Annotated in this window: 15 protein-coding genes; 7 read left to right on the top strand and 8 right to left on the bottom strand. The window is 45.9% G+C overall.

Features of this window, described 5'->3' with window-relative positions; translation table 11 throughout:
* Window positions 1-144 precede the first annotated feature (144 nt).
* The gene (locus QUB56_RS22740; protein WP_332958335.1) at window positions 145-273 is read right to left on the bottom strand and encodes a hypothetical protein; all 129 of its coding nucleotides are present in this window, start codon (window positions 271-273) and stop codon (window positions 145-147) included.
* A 176-nt stretch (window positions 274-449) separates the two neighbouring features.
* Between QUB56_RS22740 and QUB56_RS22735 the strand changes: the two genes are divergently transcribed.
* Window positions 450-1,895 (top strand): 2-succinylbenzoate--CoA ligase, encoded by a 1,446-nt coding sequence (locus QUB56_RS22735; protein WP_332958348.1) that lies wholly within the window; start codon window positions 450-452, stop codon window positions 1,893-1,895.
* 243 nt (window positions 1,896-2,138) lie between these two features.
* Here the strand turns inward: QUB56_RS22735 and QUB56_RS22730 are convergent, their stop codons facing one another.
* From QUB56_RS22730 to QUB56_RS22715, 4 genes are all read right to left on the bottom strand, one after another.
* On the bottom strand, window positions 2,139-3,110 hold the full coding sequence (locus tag QUB56_RS22730) for a putative 2-dehydropantoate 2-reductase (protein ID WP_332958334.1): 972 nt from the start codon (window positions 3,108-3,110) through the stop codon (window positions 2,139-2,141).
* Between the two features lie 97 nt (window positions 3,111-3,207).
* A complete protein-coding gene (locus QUB56_RS22725) occupies window positions 3,208-3,624 on the bottom strand; it encodes a thioesterase family protein (protein ID WP_332958347.1) in 417 nt (138 codons plus the stop codon).
* A 177-nt stretch (window positions 3,625-3,801) separates the two neighbouring features.
* On the bottom strand, window positions 3,802-4,248 hold the full coding sequence (locus tag QUB56_RS22720; RefSeq protein ID WP_332958332.1) for a tellurite resistance TerB family protein: 447 nt from the start codon (window positions 4,246-4,248) through the stop codon (window positions 3,802-3,804).
* 235 nt (window positions 4,249-4,483) lie between these two features.
* Window positions 4,484-5,788, bottom strand: coding sequence for an ATP-binding protein (locus tag QUB56_RS22715; protein ID WP_332958331.1), 1,305 nt, complete (start codon window positions 5,786-5,788; stop codon window positions 4,484-4,486).
* A 126-nt stretch (window positions 5,789-5,914) separates the two neighbouring features.
* Between QUB56_RS22715 and QUB56_RS22710 the strand changes: the two genes are divergently transcribed.
* Entirely contained in the window at window positions 5,915-6,232 is a 318-nt protein-coding gene (locus QUB56_RS22710; protein WP_332958330.1) for a TMEM14 family protein, read from the top strand.
* A gap of 573 nt (window positions 6,233-6,805) precedes the next feature.
* On the opposite strand, the gene QUB56_RS22705 is transcribed toward QUB56_RS22710, so the two are convergent.
* Complete coding sequence (locus QUB56_RS22705; RefSeq protein ID WP_332958329.1) at window positions 6,806-7,834, bottom strand: hypothetical protein; 1,029 nt, start codon at window positions 7,832-7,834, stop codon at window positions 6,806-6,808.
* A 178-nt stretch (window positions 7,835-8,012) separates the two neighbouring features.
* On the opposite strand from QUB56_RS22705, the gene QUB56_RS22700 reads away from it, so the two are divergent.
* Window positions 8,013-9,425, top strand: a complete 1,413-nt coding sequence (locus tag QUB56_RS22700) for a hypothetical protein (protein ID WP_332958327.1) — start codon at window positions 8,013-8,015, stop codon at window positions 9,423-9,425.
* A gap of 14 nt (window positions 9,426-9,439) precedes the next feature.
* On the opposite strand, the gene QUB56_RS22695 is transcribed toward QUB56_RS22700, so the two are convergent.
* Window positions 9,440-11,941 (bottom strand): protein kinase domain-containing protein, encoded by a 2,502-nt coding sequence (locus QUB56_RS22695; RefSeq protein ID WP_332958326.1) that lies wholly within the window; start codon window positions 11,939-11,941, stop codon window positions 9,440-9,442.
* Window positions 11,942-12,730: 789 nt separating this feature from the next.
* On the opposite strand from QUB56_RS22695, the gene QUB56_RS22690 reads away from it, so the two are divergent.
* The 4 genes from QUB56_RS22690 to QUB56_RS22675 all read left to right on the top strand — a co-directional run bounded on the left by QUB56_RS22690 (window position 12,731) and on the right by QUB56_RS22675 (window position 15,581).
* The gene (locus tag QUB56_RS22690; RefSeq protein WP_332958325.1) at window positions 12,731-13,207 is read left to right on the top strand and encodes a glycosyltransferase; all 477 of its coding nucleotides are present in this window, start codon (window positions 12,731-12,733) and stop codon (window positions 13,205-13,207) included.
* A gap of 43 nt (window positions 13,208-13,250) precedes the next feature.
* Window positions 13,251-13,355 carry a hypothetical protein gene (locus QUB56_RS22685; protein WP_332958323.1) on the top strand — a complete coding sequence of 35 codons (105 nt, stop codon included), beginning with the start codon at window positions 13,251-13,253 and terminating at the stop codon, window positions 13,353-13,355.
* A 273-nt stretch (window positions 13,356-13,628) separates the two neighbouring features.
* Window positions 13,629-13,841: a hypothetical protein gene (locus tag QUB56_RS22680; RefSeq protein WP_332958321.1), complete on the top strand. Its 213-nt coding sequence runs from the start codon at window positions 13,629-13,631 to the stop codon at window positions 13,839-13,841.
* A gap of 168 nt (window positions 13,842-14,009) precedes the next feature.
* The gene (locus tag QUB56_RS22675; RefSeq protein WP_332958320.1) at window positions 14,010-15,581 is read left to right on the top strand and encodes a M10 family metallopeptidase; all 1,572 of its coding nucleotides are present in this window, start codon (window positions 14,010-14,012) and stop codon (window positions 15,579-15,581) included.
* Between the two features lie 82 nt (window positions 15,582-15,663).
* Here QUB56_RS22675 and QUB56_RS22670 read toward each other — a convergent pair whose 3' ends face one another.
* Window positions 15,664-17,937, bottom strand: coding sequence for an FdhF/YdeP family oxidoreductase (locus tag QUB56_RS22670; protein ID WP_332958319.1), 2,274 nt, complete (start codon window positions 17,935-17,937; stop codon window positions 15,664-15,666).
* Window positions 17,938-17,947 lie beyond the last annotated feature (10 nt).

Below are 17,947 nucleotides of genomic sequence, written 5' to 3'. Positions count from 1 at the left end.
ATTGCGGCTCGCTTGCCCGATAATTGGCTCATTCGATTTTAGATTTTAGATTTTAGATTTTAGATTACTCCTGGGGGCTCAGAAACCGGGTTGATGGGCGAAAATACAAAGGTTGCAGCCGGCACCCAAGGTAAAAAACCCGGTTTATGAGTCGAAGTGCGTCCACGACTGTAATTGTTTTAAATCGAGAAACTTGGTGAAAGCATCTATGGCAACAAATTTAACAGTAAATATTCGGGATATTGCGGCTCGCTTGCCCGATAATTGGCTCATTCGATTTTAGATTTTAGATTTTAGATTTTAGATTACTCCTGGGGGATCAGCAACCGGGTTGATGGGCGAAAATACAAAGATTGCAGCGGGCACCCAAGGTAAAAAAACCGATTTATGAGTCAAAGTGCGTCCACGACTGTAATTGTTTTAAATCGAGAAAGTTGATGAAAGCATCTATGGCAACAAATTTAACAGTAAATATTCTGGATATCGCGAATCGCTTGCCCGATAATTGGCTCATCGGTTGTGACAGTCGCGAATTTTCCCGAATTGTCGATCGGCTATTTCAAGAAATCACCCAAAATCAAGCACGAGAAACACCCCCAAAAATTTGCCTCGCCGAACCCGAACCCGTGCAATTTCTGGCCAGTTTCACCGCCGCCCGCGCCGCCAAATGCCCGATTTTTCTCTGCAATCCCAACTGGGTAAAACCAGAATGGCAACAAGTCTTTGATTTAGTCCAACCAGACTTAATTTTGGGACAAGTTGCTGAGTTAGAACAAAAATTCCCCTTCCTTACATTCCGCGCCGCCGGACTTCGTTCGTGCGATCGCGTTGCTAGGGAATTCCCTTCGCCGGAATCCCGGGAAATTGACCAATTAAGTGCGATCGTGATTCCCACCGGCGGTTCTTCAGGAAAAATCCGTTTTGCCATCCACACTTGGGACACACTAACCGCATCAGTACAAGGTTTTCAACAATATTTTCAAGTTGACAAAATCAACTCTTTCTGCGTTTTGCCATTATACCACGTCAGCGGTTTAATGCAATTCATGCGTTCGTTTACGACGGCAGGAAAACTGGCAATTGGGTCTTTCAAAGCACTGGAAGCAGGCGAAAAATGCGATATCGAACCAGAAGAATTTTTCATTTCTTTAGTTCCCACTCAACTGCAACGGCTGCTGCAAAACCCAGATACAGCTAATTGGCTTGCACGGTTTCGGGCTGTACTTTTGGGCGGTGCTCCCGCTTGGCCGGAACTTTTAGAAACAGCTAGAAGCTATCAAATCAAATTAGCGCCCAGTTACGGCATGACAGAAACCGCCTCGCAAATTGCTACACTCAAACCAGAAGATTTTCTCGCGGGCAATAACAGTTCCGGTCAAACTTTACCCCATGCTCAAATAACTATTCGCAGTGCCAAAGGCGATATTTTGTGCTATAATGAAGTCGGAAATATTGCGATTAATGCTAAATCTTTGGCGTTGGGTTATTATCCTGAAAAATTTAGCGAGGGGCAATATTTGCAATTAGATGATTTGGGATTTTTCGATAAAAATAACTGCTTAAATATCGTCGGACGCAGCAGCGACAAAATTATAACAGGCGGAGAAAATGTATTTCCGGCGGAAGTCGAAGCGGTTGTGCGATCGACTAATTTAGTTGCGGATATTGCTGTAATTGGCGTGCCAGACAAAGATTGGGGTCAAGTCGTTACGGCTATCTACGTTCCCGCTAATTCCGAAGTTACTGTCAAAAATCTGCAAGCGGCAATAGAAGATAAGTTGAGCAAGTTTAAGCGGCCGAAATCTTGGGTTATCGTCGAACACTTGCCCCGCAATTCTCAAGGCAAAGTCAATCGCGAACAATTGCAAGAAATTGCGATGTCTCATCGTCGGTGAATCGATAGTATAGCCTTTCGAGCGTAACATGAGGTGCTCTAGGGCATAGGGCATAGGGCATAGGGCATAGGGCATAGGGCATAGGGCATACCTCACTTTTTTGAGAACCGCTGTATTAACCGGATTTGACAGTAATTCCTGTAGGGGCGGGTTCACCAATATCTACAACACGAGTGAGAAATCTCACAAACCCGCCCCGCCCAATGCCCTGTTTGGCCAATGCCCTGTTTGGCCAATGCCCAATTACTGCAAAGCTAACAGCCTTCTCGTCCTCTCAGCTTCTTGTCTGTGAACGTCCACAAACTTCAACATTCGGTAAAGTACCTCTATTTGCGGCAACTTAATACCTGCTTGCTGCGCCATCCGTATCGGATTACCAAAAATCGCCTCAACTTCCAGGGGCCGCGATTCATCATAATCGATTTTCATGCTCGTGCGGTAAGGCTTCATTTTCAGAGTATGTTCGAGCATCTGTGGGATAAAGTCATCGGGAATAAGGCGATCGCAACTTTTGGCTCCCGCTAACACTTCCGCCATGATTTCCTCGACTAAAATCAGAGTATCGGGATTAGCCATAAGTTGGTCAGTTCTCGCATCCAACACTACAGACAGTCCGTTATAAGGAATATTCCATACCAGCTTTTTCCACCTTGACAGTAGCAAATCTTCGCTCATTTTAATAGGAATATGAGCACGTTTAAAATCCTCAGCAATTAGCTGCAATCTGTTAGTAATACCGATGGGTTTGTAGTCTTGGGCATATTCTCCCAGCGTGATAGTGCCGTAATCTAGGTGGCAGATGTGGCCGGGCCCAACTTTATAAGAACAGAGAAAACACAGCCCGCCCACCACTCGTTCTGCACCGACAATTTTAGCTACTTCCGGTTCCGTATTCAATCCGTTTTGCATTATTAAAACCGCGCCGTTATCCTTTAATAAAGGAGGCAAAATTTTGGGCAACAAGTGATTTTGAGTTGTTTTCAGCGCTACAATTACTACATCGCACTGAGGCATTTTGTGCGCGTCGTGGTAGGCGCGGACGTGGGGAAGGGTGAAGTCGCCTTCGGGAGACTCGACAATCAAACCGTGTTTTTTGACGCGATCGTAATCGCTGCGCAGCAAAAAATTGACTTCTAAACCTGCTTGTTGCAGTCTAGCACCGTAGAATCCGCCTAAAGCTCCCGTGCCGACAATGGCATAATTGCGATTTGACATAATATCAAAAAGTTAGAAATAATTATCAACACAACTGAAATTTGATTGTCATTCCCTGTTATTATTTAAAGATAGAAATAATCTCAACTCTCAAATTTCAGATTTCAAGTTTTCTCATCCACTGCATCAAGTCTTCAGATAGCTGTTTTCTAGTTCGCGTCACTGTATCGATGCAGACGTGCTTGGTCAGAGCTTTAGCAGCGCTTCTTCCTGCCAGTTCCCCCGCCAAAAAGACTTGATAGGCAATTTCAAATTCATCGCCAGTAACTTGTTTCGGCGTCAATTGAATCATCAGCCGATCGCCGGCAAACATGGGGCGATAAAAATCTACACTAGCATGAATTATGGGAAAGGCAACCTCGGGATTGCTGAAAAATGCTTTGAGATTGATTCCCGATGCTGCTAGAGATGCCTCGTAAGCTTCGTGGCACATCGCTAAAACGTTAGCAAAGTAAACGACTCCAGCAGCATCGGTATCTTGAAAGTGAACAGTGCGGGTGTAAGCGAAAGGCATTTGAGGTAGTAGCGGGCGATTCCCTGCGGGATAGCTGCGCTTCACGCAAATTGGCTCGGAATTTTACCAACCATTTTATCGGTAAAGCCGCACTTTGGGGGAAGTTATCAGCTAAGTAAGTAGGCGCTAATTTTTTATATTGTAAAACTTGCCCTCCTCACTCCTTCCCCTTATTTCTTAACCTTTGTTCTTAATCAACATCACGTCTATAATATTGAGGGCCACTTCTTCGGAAATCCCCAATGCACCGTAAAGATCGTTCAAAAGTTCTTCTTCTTCTTCTGAAACCTCGCCATCTGCTAAAGCGATATCAGTTGTCACAGCAAAAACAGTTTCTTTAAGTTCGTCGGGAAGGGTTTCCAAAGCCGCATTAAACAGTACCTGAACTCCTTGCCGTTGGAGAATCATCAGCAGGCGATCGAGCATTTTTCTCATCACGTCATCCGGATAGCTGCGGAACAGTTGCATCCGAGATAGCGTCATGCTAATCGCTTTACTTTCGCTGTCATTGATGTAACCGTCGGCTGCTACGGCAATTAGCGCGATCGCCGCAAATGCTTCGGCAGGCCCTAACCTTACGTCCGTTTCTTGGCGAGTCTGCGATACTTTATCAAATAAACCCATGATATTTTCCTCATTTAGTGGTGGATTTATAGAGTCAGGATGGGTTCTGGCTCTGGAGATTTTTTTGGGAATTTTGATAATTATATCAAATCTTGTTAGTTATTTATACTCAATAAAATTATGAAAAAATTAAGAATTTTTATTTCGCCCTTTGGCGCTGCAATGGCGGGTTTATTCCGATCCTGAATTGCCTTCCCATAGGTCAGGTAAAACCCGCCCTCCCAGCGCAGACGAGCTACTTGTCAAAAATGGCTAAATCTGCTTTCAGGAAATCAACAAACTGCCGCGCCGTCCTGCCCGATCGACCGTTGCGGCGAGTTGCCCATTCTTTAGCGCGGTGCTCCAAATCCTCAGGAGGGAGTTTGATTCCAGCAAGTTCTGCCAGATGTCGGACAATTGTTAAATAAGTGTTTTGATCGGCAGGTTCAAAAGTTAAAGTCAAGCCAAATCGATCGCTAAATGAAAGTTTTTCCTGCACAGTATCCCAAGCGTGAACTTCATCCCCGTCGCGGGGGCGAGGCCTGTCGTCAAAAAACTCTCGGATTAAATGTCGCCTGTTGGATGTGGCGTAAACCGCTACATTTTGAGACCTTGCCGTTACATTCCCCTCCAAGACAACTTTCAGAGCTTTAAAAGCATCGTCATCTTCCTCAAAGGAAAGGTCGTCCACAAAAATAATAAACTTTTGAGGAACTCCCCGCAACTGCTCAACTATTAGCGGCAAATCTTGCAAATCGGATTTAGAGACTTCAATCAAGCGCAGATTGCGAGAGCCAAATTCATTTAACAGCGACTTCACCAAAGAAGATTTGCCCGAACCGCGGCTCCCGTACAGCAAAACGTGCAAAGCCGGATAACCTGCCAGCAAAAACTCCGTATTTTTCACAAGAGCATCCCGCTGCCAATCGCAGCAAACCAACTCTTTTAAAGTTATCGGATCGGGATGGGAAATACTCGCAAACTGCCCTTTCCGCCACGCAAAAGCGCGATATTCTGCAAACAAACCCGTGCCAAACTGTCGGTAATAAGCGGCCAAAGATTCCGTAGCGCTCGACCATTTTTCCAGTTTTCCGTGCAGCGGCAAATCGCCATTTTCTGTGACACTTTCTGAATGCCAAATCGGAGGCACAGCGTCAAGTTGACCCGCTACCCGCACCCACTTGCTCAACTGATCGCTGCTGCAGTCGTAAATATTTTGCAGCAGTTGTAAATCATGTCGCGCTGCTTCCACCAAAGCCTTCGGCAAACTCCCAAAATCTGTTTGCTGTGCTCGGCGAGAAAAGGGGTTTTCGTTTTTGAGAATTTCGGCAATCAGAGAATCTTTCCAGTTCTGATTTAAAGCCGCCTGAACTTTGAACCAGTTGCCGTAAGCTGTCAGACAGTCTAAACCGCTGACTTCGCTGTGGTGGAGAGCTTGCAGCAAGTCGAGAAAGGCTTGACCGGCAGGGGTGTTGAAAACCGATTGATACAGCAGCAGGGATGCTGCTTGGCGCTGCAGGTAACGGATTTGGGCGATCGCACCAGAAGTTAGGGCTGACATAATGGCAATTGTATAACAGTTAGATATCCTGACTGGGTTTAATAAATTTTCTAACAATTCGTGACACTAATTGCAGCCCGCGCTGTATAAATTTAGATGCAAACAGTGAAATCTGGAGGATTAAAAATGAATTTAGGTACAGCAGCGGCGATCGGCTACGGCATTTTAACACTCGTTGGCGGCATCATGGGTTATATCAAGGCCAAAAGCCAAGCCTCGCTAATTTCGGGCCTCCTTAGCGGTTCGCTGCTAATTTTTGCCGGCATCGCACAACTCATGGGACAAAGTTGGGGTTTAACATTAGCAGCAGTCATCTCCGCTGTTTTGGTAATAGTCTTTATTTTACGGCTTGTAAAAACTCGCAAATTCATGCCGGCCGGGATGCTCATTCTAGCTAGTTTGGCATCTTTGGGCGCGATCGTTTACGAAATCAGCGGTCAATAGATTTGAGATGTGAGAGTTTAGATTTTAGATTTTAGATTGACTTCACAGATTTTACTGGGAGCTTGAACTAAAGTCTAAGCTTTTTTATCTCCACGACTTATACCAATTCCGGTTACACCGTTCGGGATAGTCCGTGGGAGAATGTGGAATTATTGACCTTGAATCGCTCCTGCCCATGCAACCGGAAACGATATTATACCAATTCTAAAAATTAGGGAGACATATAGATTGTACGCGATTATCAGTAGGGATTTAGGCTTGGCCGTTTCCGGGGCTGGTCTCGGCGACTTTTAAGAATTGGTATAAATATAAGATTTTGCCCTTGAAACCCTCACTACACAAACTTTCGTCCGAGCCGAGGGGGACTAAAGAATGAAGGCAGCATTAAAGCGGGATTTGGTATCAGGCTGTATAACAAATTACCAATTACCAACTACCAATGATATCAAATCCGTTAGCATCGGAATAGTAAATTCGAGTTCACTGTTCACTGTTGACTGTTGACGCCGTGAACAGTCAACCGTCAACAGTCAACATCACGGACGGTGTAACCGGAAATGATATTACCAATAACTAATGACTGATGAGTGTTTCAATATACTGCTGAATTTCCCTGAGTTGCTGCCGCTGGTGTTCGATCCAATCTTTTTCCGCCGCTCGCTGTTGGGGCGTCTCTTGCTGATACCGCGCCTGCTTCTCTAAAAAATTATTGTAGAACTTAATCGCTTTTTCAACAGTCTGAATTGCCAGTTTCATGCGCTCATGAAAAATTGCTAAAATCAAACTATCCATGATTGAGCCAATCACTTTACAGGACTCTTCAAAATCGACCAAACTGATTCCCATCTTGCTTTTATGAACCAGAGTTTCTACAGGGGCTTTCAGCGTTTCTTTAAAAGTCTTCACAGAAGAAGAGTCAGGCAAATATTTTAGAGGTTCCGTAAACTTCGACACAATCTCGCTGCCTATTGATTGCACTCGCTCTCTAAATCTCGCTTGACTGTTGAGATCGAAGCATTCAATACAAAATTCAATTGTTTCTATATCAATAGATTCTAATTCTTTAAAAATCAAATGGAGTTCATTCTCCATAATTAAAACCACTCGCTCTGCCTGGTAATCAACTTCATTCCGAAACTCTTTGTGCAAATGCTCTTTTTCATAAAAACCTAGAGTATCTCTTTGAAAGATTTGATGGTTATTATCCCACAAAAACCACTGATTTTTCAACTTTGTAGACTTGTCGCTCCACGATTTGCGAACTTTAGCAAGAGCATCATATTGGGCCTGTTTTCCTAAAGAGCGAATTCTGAAATCGCATCCGCTTAGTACGCCAATTTGCTGCCACACCTCAATAGGAGATGCGCGAGCAATTCTGGGCTTGCTATTCCAGACATCCTCAGCCTGAGATAAATCTTTGAAACATACCTGAAGAAACCCTTTGAGTCTGAGGGCTGATTGCTTAATTTCCTGAATACAAGGTTCCACATCTACGCTGAGTTGGGTAGCTGACTGTTTAATCTCTAGGGATTGATGTTCGTCGGCCAGCAGTCGATCGCTAAACTGGGTAAGAGCCTGGAATACCTTGAGATACTCATTCATTTACTTTTATCCCTCGTTCCCCTAAATAGCATACAATACAGAACATCTGCCTTTTTGAATACCAAGTGAGTCATACCATTTTAGATTAAAGAATTGAATAATTGGGAATGACGGATGACTATCGTGGTTTGGACCGCGGGCTTACAGTTGCATTTTTTTTGGAAACTGGTCTGACAACATGGATTATCTATTCACCCCTGCAACTCAGGCTCTACTCAATACTGGCAACCTGGTACAGCCTAGTGCCAAAACAGGAAAATTGCTCCCGGCAGCTAGAGATCCGGTGACAGGGGAGTTTGTGGAGCTTGCACAAATCTTTTATCCATCAACAACTGGAACTATATCCTCGCGCTCAGTTCTAGGATTGCTCGCACAGTTAGCCGGAGGTGGCCCCGTACAGCCGCTGCTAGCTCCCGTGTACGTGACACTGGCCCCGTTGCAGCTTGCTCAAACTCATCAGGGGTTTCAAAAAATATATAGAATGCTTAACTCTCTGAAAATTAATTTGGCAGTGATGCAAGCAACTGCCGCAGTCTTTGGCATTGGCACTGTATCGAGCACAGTTTTGTCAGCAGTAAACCTCAACCAAGTATTAAAAATCAGAGAAGATGCAAAGCACCAGAAGCTAAAAATTAAAGGCGGGTTTATCGATCTCAGACACATCCTCAAAGATAGGGGAGTAGAGGTGATCCAGCAGATTTTTAAGGTGGCTCACGACTCGAGTTTTGAAATGCACCGCCAGAAACTGGTTAACGGTTACGATATTTTTTCTAAAGCTATCAAACGCTGTCAGTCAGCCCTGACATTGCCCGATCTTAAACTTCGGAATTCCGAAATTAATAGCGGGCGGGATATGCTGTTTGAGGCTTTAAAAATTTATGACAATCCCAGTTTGTTGGAGGGGCTGTGTTCTGCCGCACAGCTCAGGCACAGGGAATGTGTTTGGGCGATCGAGCAGGCGATAGACGTCACGTTTCACTTGCAGCGGGCCTACGATATGGTGAGCCAGCGCCTGCTGGAACTCCAATCAAAAATTCGTCAAGATATTCTAACTGTTGTTAAAGGATGTGAATCGGAACCAGAACTAGATTTTTTATTTCCCGAAGTTACTAGGATTCTCGGTCATGACTTAAGTGTAATAGACTTTTGGCAAACTGAGGCTGATTGGATGCAAACTTTGTCTCCAAAAGCTCAGCACCAGTTAGCTAGTTTAGATAAACTCAGCGGCGAGAGTGTAAAAAGCAGCATGTACACTACATTCACGGTATTAGCTGCGGAACCTTCACTTTATGAAACTTTAAAGCAAAAGTCTCACTTTCTCTCCTTGCGCGACCAGCTAATCTTCGCTGTGTCGCCGGAAATCCGCCGGGGATACGAATTTTATGTCAGCCAGCAGGCGAGCGCGACGGGCTATCTTGCTTTAGCTGCCTCGAATTGGCAAGAAATATCCGATTTAACGGTGGCTAACCTCTACTACTTTTTTCAAATCCGAGAGCACTCAACTGCAAATTCTCCAAATGAAGACGAATTAGAAACGCCTTATTGGCAGTTTCCCACAACCTTAAAAAACGAGCTTAATTACAGCAAGTAAATGACAGGTGACAATTACCTCAGCCACAACTTAATAGTATGGTCTTTAGAACCGCTAGCAATAGTTTTGCCGTCGGGACTAAAAGTTACCACATAAACTTCATCTGAATGTCCCGTCAAAGTATTCAGCAATTCTCCGGTAGCGAAATCCCAAATTTTAATAGTTTTATCCTTGCTCCCGCTCGCAATAAACTTCCCGTCCGGGCTGATAGCAACCGAGACAATATCGTCAGAATGCCCCTTGATAGAGCGAATTAAATCTCCTGTTTCGAGATTCCAGATTTTAATAGTTTCATCGTAGGAACCGCTAACAATTGTCTTGCCGTCCGGGCTAACAGCAACCGACCTCACCGCGTCGCCGTGTCCCTCAATAGTTTTGAGCAACCTTCCCGTGGCTACATCAACAACTGTAATTTTTTTATCCTTAGAAGCGCTAATCAAACTTTTTCCATCGGGAGTGAAAGCAACAGAATAAACAAAATCTGTATGGTCGGGGAAATTCTGAATCAAACCGCCAGTTGTGGCATCCGAAATCTTCGTGGTTTTGTCTCCGCTGCCGCTAGCAATGAGCTGTCCGTCGGGGCTCAGAGCGACAGACCAAACAGAAGCAGTGTGGTCGAGACTGCGAATCACTTGCCCTGTTTTCAAATCCCACAGCATGACTTTCCAAAAACCGGTTCCAGTCGCGAGTCTCGTACCGTTTGAGTCAAAAGCAACCGACCAAATGGTGGATGAATCTCCTATAAAAGTGCGGAGCGACTTGCCTGTAGCTAAATCCCAAATTTGGATGGTTTTGTCTTTAGAACCGCTGGCTAACATTAAGCCGTCTGGACTGAAAGCAACAGACCCAACGGCATCTTCATGCTGAGCGAAATTTTTGACTTTGGCGTTCTTCCACAGGAGACCTGATTGGCACTGTTGCTGTAACTCCTGAGCGGACGAATAGCTGCTGGAAGTGTTGGCAATTGTTGGTATTTGGCTGATGCAGCCTTCATAATTGCTGGCTTTATAAAGAGCTTCAATTTGATTGAGCTGTTGGGATTCTTTCTGGACTCGCTGCTGCCATTCTTGCAACTTGAGATATCCGTAAATTCCGCCGATCGCAGCTAAGATAGTGGCAATTGTTGCCCCGGCGAGATAAGCATTGAATTTGCGAGTTTCTTTGGGAACAATCGCTGCTGTGCCCGAACTCGACAAATCGGTTTTTCCGTTCAGATTTACCTGGGGGGATACCGCCGGACTTGCCTGCAATTCGAGTTGAGGGGCGCTGCTCGCTGCTCGCGGATTGGGGTTGCGGTGTCCCTCCAAAACTGTGGCGACCGCCTTGTACAATTTAGCGAATAAAGATTTAGGAATGACTAATTCTTCGATTCTGGCGGCATCTTCGTCAGTAAGCCCTAAAACTTGCTGCAAGCGTTTTAACTCGTCGCGAGTTTCCACAGAAAAGGGATATTCTTGCTGCATTGCTTCTTGCAGTGATTGTTCGTAGCGTTCACCTTTTTGCCTGTATTTGCGGTAAGGGTTCAATACCTCATCTTCGATCGCCTCTGCTTCTTCTGGCAGCAATTCCAAACTGACGCGCAGTTCATCTAATATTCTACGACCGACGACTGTAATGTCGCCGCGGATGCTGCTGCGCCGATCGACTTCTTCGCGATATATTGTGAGCTGGGGAACCCGCGCCCGCGAGCGATCGCCAATTTTCCTCAAATCAGCTAAAGCTTCCGCCGCCGACTGGTAACGCTCCCGAAAATCGTAGCGCACCATATTGTCCAAAACATCAGCCAACGCTTGGGAACACGCGGCTAAATGCCGCCAAACAATTTCGCCTTTATTAGAATTTTTCAAATCCCGCAGTTTCGGCAAATCGTAAGCGGGCAAACCGGTTATTGCTTGGATGCCCATCATTCCCAAAGCGTAGATATCGCTGTTGAGTTGCGGGTTGTATTGAAATTGTTCGATCGGCATATACTCCAGCGTGCCTATCCGCACCGTTACCGGCGCTTGTCTTTGAGCGATGTGAATTTCTTTCACCGAGCCAAAGTCAATCAAAACTAACTTGTTGTCTGAATAGCGACGGATTAAATTTGCTGGTTTAATATCTCGGTGAATTACTCCCTGTCCGTGTACAAACACTAAAATTTCTAACAGTTCCTTCAGCAAAGGAATCATCTTTTCTTCTGTTAGAGGTTTGCCTGGTACAATCTCGGTTGATAGCGAGTGACCGGCAACAAAGGATTCAACTAAGAAAAATTCTTCATTTTCTTCAAAATAAGCGAATAGCTGAGGGATTTGGTCGTGTTGACCGAGCTTTTCTAGAACTTCTGCTTCTTTTTGAAAAAGACGGCGCGTAGTATTAATTAATTTCGGTTCGCTGGTTCCGGGACGCAGGTGCTTGACAAAGCACTGCGGTTGTCCCGGACGGCGAATATCTTTGGCCAGATAGGTTTGTCCAAATTCTCCTGTTTCTATGACTTCAATGATTTGATAGCGTCCATCTAAAAGTTGGCTCACCATGATAATAACGCAGCCTTTTTTTGGTTGATTTTCGCAAGAAACAGTTGCACTGTCGGCAGGAATTGCTATTTTTACCCTTCGCAGCCTCGCTTTTTACTTTCTCTCCATGTATCGCTGCGATCGATTTAAATTGCCTATTTGGGCGGGCCCGATGCCCACCTCACAAGAATTTAAGTTGATGCGATCGCCACTGCCAACTTGGCTTTATTTACTAAATACTTTATTTTTTCAATATCTGCAAAGCTTGATATCCCAAAAAGAAAAAACCCATAGCGCCGACTACCAGTATCCCGTTCGTAAACACATCGACTGTAAAAAATTCGCCCATTGCAATCTCCTCTGACAACTGATATCTATCCTCAGCTTTTCGGTCGCTGACCGGGTGAGTGGTCTTGCCCCTCGCTGCGGGCGAGCCGAAAGATGCTCACAAATTATAGCAAAAGAGGCGGTCAAAATAACTTTCCGGGCGATCGACTAGCTTTTTGTTTTAAGATTTTTTAATATTTAGGGAGACAAATCGTCTACCCAAAATTTGAGGTCAGTTCCTTTTGATATTGTTAACCCTGCTAATTTTTTCTATCATAGTTAAGTAGAGCTTACACTAAGAATTTGCGCCGATCGGTCAAAAATGCGCCTCGAACCGAGAGAATTTCAGCCAGGCCCTCACCAGGGCCAGCCGCGCACTTCCCCAAAGTTTCGGTAAGCTGCGGAGCATTTCACATTGAATGCATAGACGGGCTAGGAGGGCCCGTTCCACAAGAATTGTAGAAAAATTGACTGTTAAATTAGATGCACGGCAGCTTAATCGTACCAGCATACAGCGAAGCAGAGAATATTCGGGATGGCGCGATCGCAATGAGGGAGATTACACCGCTGTCTGCGGACAACCTAGGGGTTTTGATTGTAGACGATCGATCGACAGACGACACCCAGGCGATCGGGCCAACCCTGCAACAGCAGCCGGGGGACCCCCGCCTCAAAATATTAGCAGGTCAGCCGCGATCTGCGAACCAATATTGGGCGGGCAAAAACTGGATCGGAACCCAAGCTGTTGAGGTAGCAACCGGAGACTTCTTATTATTTATCCATGCCGGCGTGCGGCCCGGATCGGGGGCGATCGAAACCGCTATCGCCACAGCCGAAACCGAGAAAATAGACTTGTTAACCTGTATGCCAGCGCTGGGAAAGCGAGTGTTTTGCCGAGTGGTTAGTGCAGCCGATAATCTTCAATCACTTAGCAGTTTGCTACGACTTTACCGCCGTTAACGAGCCCTCGAAAACAGACAGTGCTTTTGCCGGCGGCCCGTTCATGTTATTTAGGCGATCGGGCTACGAAAAAATCGGCGGTCACGAAGCAGTTGCAAGCGTTATTGTTGAAGATGTGGAATTAGCTGCATCAAACGTGCGGGTTTAAAACTCCGACTTTATTCCGGGTCAAATTTGGCATTCGTGCGGATGTATCGGTCTTGGAGCCCCTTGTGGGAAGGCTGGACAAAGAATCTCTATCTCGGCGCTAACCGCAGTTGGGGCATGATGGTTTACATTGCCGCAATTATGTTATTTCTTTATCCTATGCCGTGGTTGGCATTAGCTATTTTGCTGGCTAACGGGGACTTCGCAGAAATTCAGGCAATCAGCAATTACCAATTACCAATTACCAATTACCAATTACCAATTGCCAATTACCTTGTTAACTATTTGTTTATCCGTAATCGTAATTTGGCAGCATTACAATTTGCGCCGCTTGGGTGCCGAGATTTCTGACTGTCCGACGAAATACTGGTGGTTGGGAGGTGTGGGAGGTGCGTTACCGGCGGCGGTGGCGATCGCCTCTGCGATTAAAAGAGAAACCGGCTGGGGATGGATTTGGCGGGGTAGAGCTTTGCAAATTAAGAGTTAATAGCAGCCAGCTCAAATCATTCGTGACAACCGATCGTTTGTTGGTAACCTTTATTAATAAATAGGATTTTTATGAAGTCAAAGTCATAAATTTTATGAATTGACTTTCAGCTCTGTTTATTTAATAATATTAATCAATATCCTCTTGCCTAAAATTGGAAGGAACCTCATGTCTGTTTACACTCTGAGTGATTTAACTAATAACAATTCAGATTTGTTGCAAGGTGCTTCCAAACATAGCTGCCCGATCTGCAGCAGCCGCGCTCAAACCTCAGATTCCAGCGCCGAACGATCGGCCGCTCAAGCTTCCGCCTTCAGCAACTCTAACGATATTGATGCTCTGATCCGAATAAGTAGAGCAAACCCCGGACAGCCAGCCAAATGGAACGTCGCTCCCGGCGGCACTATCACCTACAGTTTTGTGACTGCTGAGAGCTCGGACAGTTATTTTGCATATAGAGACGAAACCAATATTGAGGAAGTTAACGATGCGATCAAACAGAATGTCCGCCAAATCTTCCGGGACAATTATGCCACAGTCTTGCCGCTCAACTTTGTAGAAGTTCCAGACTCGGCCCAAAGCAACATCAGAATTATGTTTTCTGACGGGCCGGGTGCTGACGGCTATGCCTACACTTATCAGCCTGGTATTTTGCGCGGCGGCGCCATCCACCTCCAAAAGCTCTATGAAAACGATCCGGAAACAGCTTTTTCCTCAGGTCCGGGCAGTTACGGACACTTTACTTTAATTCACGAAATCGGTCACGCGATGGGTTTGAAGCACCCCGGCAACTACAGCTTCGGCAGCGATCAAATAGACAACCCCGGACAGCCTCCGTATCTTCCGTTTGACAAGGACAATACGAGAAATACGATCATGTCCTACAATGCCGCATATAGCAGATTTAGCGATCCCAACGGCGAAAATCCCCGGAGTTTGATGGCTTATGACATCCGGGCATTGCAGTATCTCTACGGCGCCCGCAGCGATTTTAACGGCGGCAATAATGTTTACAGATTCGACAGCAGTAATTTCAATACCCTTCAAACTATCTGGGACGGCGGCGGCAGCGATACTTTGGACTTTTCGGCACTGCCTGCCAACAACGTTTATTCTTTGGACCTGAATCAGGGTAAGCCGCTGACGGCAAAGAGCGCTCTGGGAGATCTAAGCTACTATTTAGAAATTTCGCAGGTGGGGCTAGGTACTGATCTCGATCGGCTTTATACAACTGAAACCTTTGGCACGTACATTGCTTTTGGCGCGGATATCGAAAATCTGGTGGGTTCGCCCGGGAATGACCAGGTACTTGGAAATGAATTACCTAACAGTATTCTAGGCAGTGCGGGGAACGACACGATTAGTGGGGGGCGGCAAAGCGATAGTTTGGACGGTGGCGAAGGCGGTGACTATATTTACGGCGACAAAGGCATGGACCTGTTAACTGGCGGGGGCGGGGGGGATTTTCTGCGGGGCGGTCGGGGAAACGATACTATTATCAGCGGTGTCGGTTTCGATGACATTGTGTTGCAGCCGGATGGGGGTACGGATACGATTGTTGATTTTACTCCTGGTGTGGATTGGTTAGTGTTAGTTGATGGTTTGAGATTCGAGCAACTGTCGATCGTACCTTCAGGCAACGATACTGAAATTCGGATCGGCAGCACCGGACAAGTCTTGGCGCTGTTACCGGGAATGGCGTTAAGTTCGATCGGGGAATCTGATTTTTTAGTTGTTTAAAGTGATAGAAACGGTGGACGCGGTAATGCCGTTTCCCTACCATTAATTGGGTAGGGGAACGGCACTGCCGTGTCCACTCTGATTACGCTTGTGCATAAACAAAAGCAGGTACGCGCTTGTAAGCAGGCGTGCCCGACCGCCTTTCAATTTCCGGGTGAAAAATCACATTAACTTCAGGATAAAACATCAAAGCAGCACCCGCGCGAACAGCCCCGTAAATCACCTCGACATTTTCCATTTTTCCCGCATTTCCCTGCACCGTAACCCGCTGATGTTCTTGCAAACCCGCGCTTTCTGCATCCGCGCGGTTCATCATAATGCAGTTGCGGTGCGGCATTCCCCGGTATTTGTCATCAATTTTGTAGACAACAGTATTGTGCTGAGAATAGCTGCGTCCCGTCATCAATGCCACAACAATACCCTTTGTTGATTCCGATACTCCAAACTCTTTCGCTTCCGGTAATTTCAGCTTAGGTAAAGGCGCGACAAACATCTTCGCTTTCCCAGACTCTGTAGGGAATTTAGGTTCCGTAAAAATGCGACCGCTGATGGTGAATTCCTCTTTAGTTTCGTCAATTGTCGCTATTTTTTCATAGCCAGGAATAGTTTTAGCAATCAATTGCCGAACGTATTTTGTGTCTTGAAGTTGGCGCCAATCAACGGGAAAATCGCCGTGAATTCTGCTGGCTAATTCCGTCAAAAATTGTACCTCGGGAATCAGATCGGCATTTTTGAGATGAGTTTCACCCTCATCATTTAAACGCACAAAATTATTCCCAGATTCCACCGTTGTTTTATGGGGATTTTCAAAGCGATTCAGTACAGGAATCACAATTGTATTGTGTTTGGCCAATCCGCTAAAATGCCCTAAATTCGGTTTAGTTGCGAGGTAAATAATAGTTTCAATTTTACCTAAAGCCCGTTTGGCCTGATGTGAATCTGGATTTGCCCCATACAAGTTGCCGCCCACACAGATCAGCGTATCGACTTTGCCTGCATCTGCTGCTTCAATGAGCGATCGAGTATCGTAGCCCTTAACGCGGCTGAGGGGACGATCTAACAGTTTTTCGAGAGCGGTCTGGATTTCTTTTTTCAGCTTGACAGTCACGCCCATAGAGCCGAATCCTTGGACATTTGAGTGTCCTCTCACGGGCATTAATCCAGCACCTTCTTTGCCGACATTTCCTGTCATTAAAGCAGTATTGGCAATGCTGAAAACATTATCTACACCGTTCTCCTGTTGGGTAATTCCCATCGCCCAACCAAAGACAACTCGCTGGGAGGTGCCAATAATTCTGGCTGCGGCCTCAATCTCTGCTTGGGAAACTCCGCAGGTTTTAGTAATAGTTTCCCAAGAGGTTTCGCGGGCGTGCTGTACTACTGCTTGCCAGCCTTCTGTATGAGCTTGCAAGTATTTTTCGTCGAGCAATCCTTGTTCGATTATAGATTTTTGAAGCCCCACAAATAGCGCCGTATCGCTACCGGGAATGGGTTGCAAGTATAGCGAGGAAATCTCGGAACCGGGGATGAGCGATTTGACAGGAAATGCCGGAGAACCAAACTTCACTAACCCGATTTCCCTCACCGGATTGATGACAATTATTCTACCGCCTTTGTCGCGAATTTTAATCAATTCGTTCATCAAGCGGGGGTGGTTGTAGGAAGAATTACTGCCCGCGAGCACGACACAATCTGCTTCCTTCAAGTTTTCTAAACTCACTACCGAGGTGCGGGTGGCAAACATTTCGCTTAACCCCATTGTCGAGGGAGCGTGGCAGAGATCGGAACAATCTGCTAAGTTATTGGAACCCATCGCCCGCATCATCAATTGCAGCAGAAAAGCCGCTTCGTTGGAAGAACGGCCGGAACTGTAGGATGCCACTCGTTCGGGGGTTTTGCGAAAGGCAGCTTCGGCAATTTGATAAACTTCTTCCCAAGAAATGCGATCGTAATGAGACTTGCCGGCCCGCAAAATCATCGGAAAACTCAGCCTTCCCAGCCTGTCTGCTTCCATTGAATTTAATTGCTGGAGTTCTGCAATACTGTGCTGTTTAAAATAGTGAGTCGAGACAGGCGGTTTAATTTCAGCAGAGATTGCTTCCACGCTTTTCATGCACCGCTGAAGTTTTTCGCCCTCTTCATTCGTAAAACCTCCTTTCTGCCCGCCAGTGCCCCAAGAACAGGACAAACAAGCACTTTTGTGCAGCAAAGTTTTCCAAAGTTTCGGCCCTTCCGCGGACAATGTATGTTCTGCCCAATATTCTATTACGGGCAAACCGCCACCTATCTCTGGTGTTTCCTCGTTTGTGTCGCCCAATGGCGGAACGGGTTGGACTTCTTGGGAGTTGACATCCATGCGGTTTACC

The sequence above is a fragment of the Microcoleus sp. AR_TQ3_B6 genome (genome assembly GCF_036702785.1).
Lineage (GTDB): Bacteria > Cyanobacteriota > Cyanobacteriia > Cyanobacteriales > Microcoleaceae > Microcoleus.
Note: the sequence above shows the minus strand (reverse complement) of the source record. Positions and strands in the feature narration are given on the sequence as shown.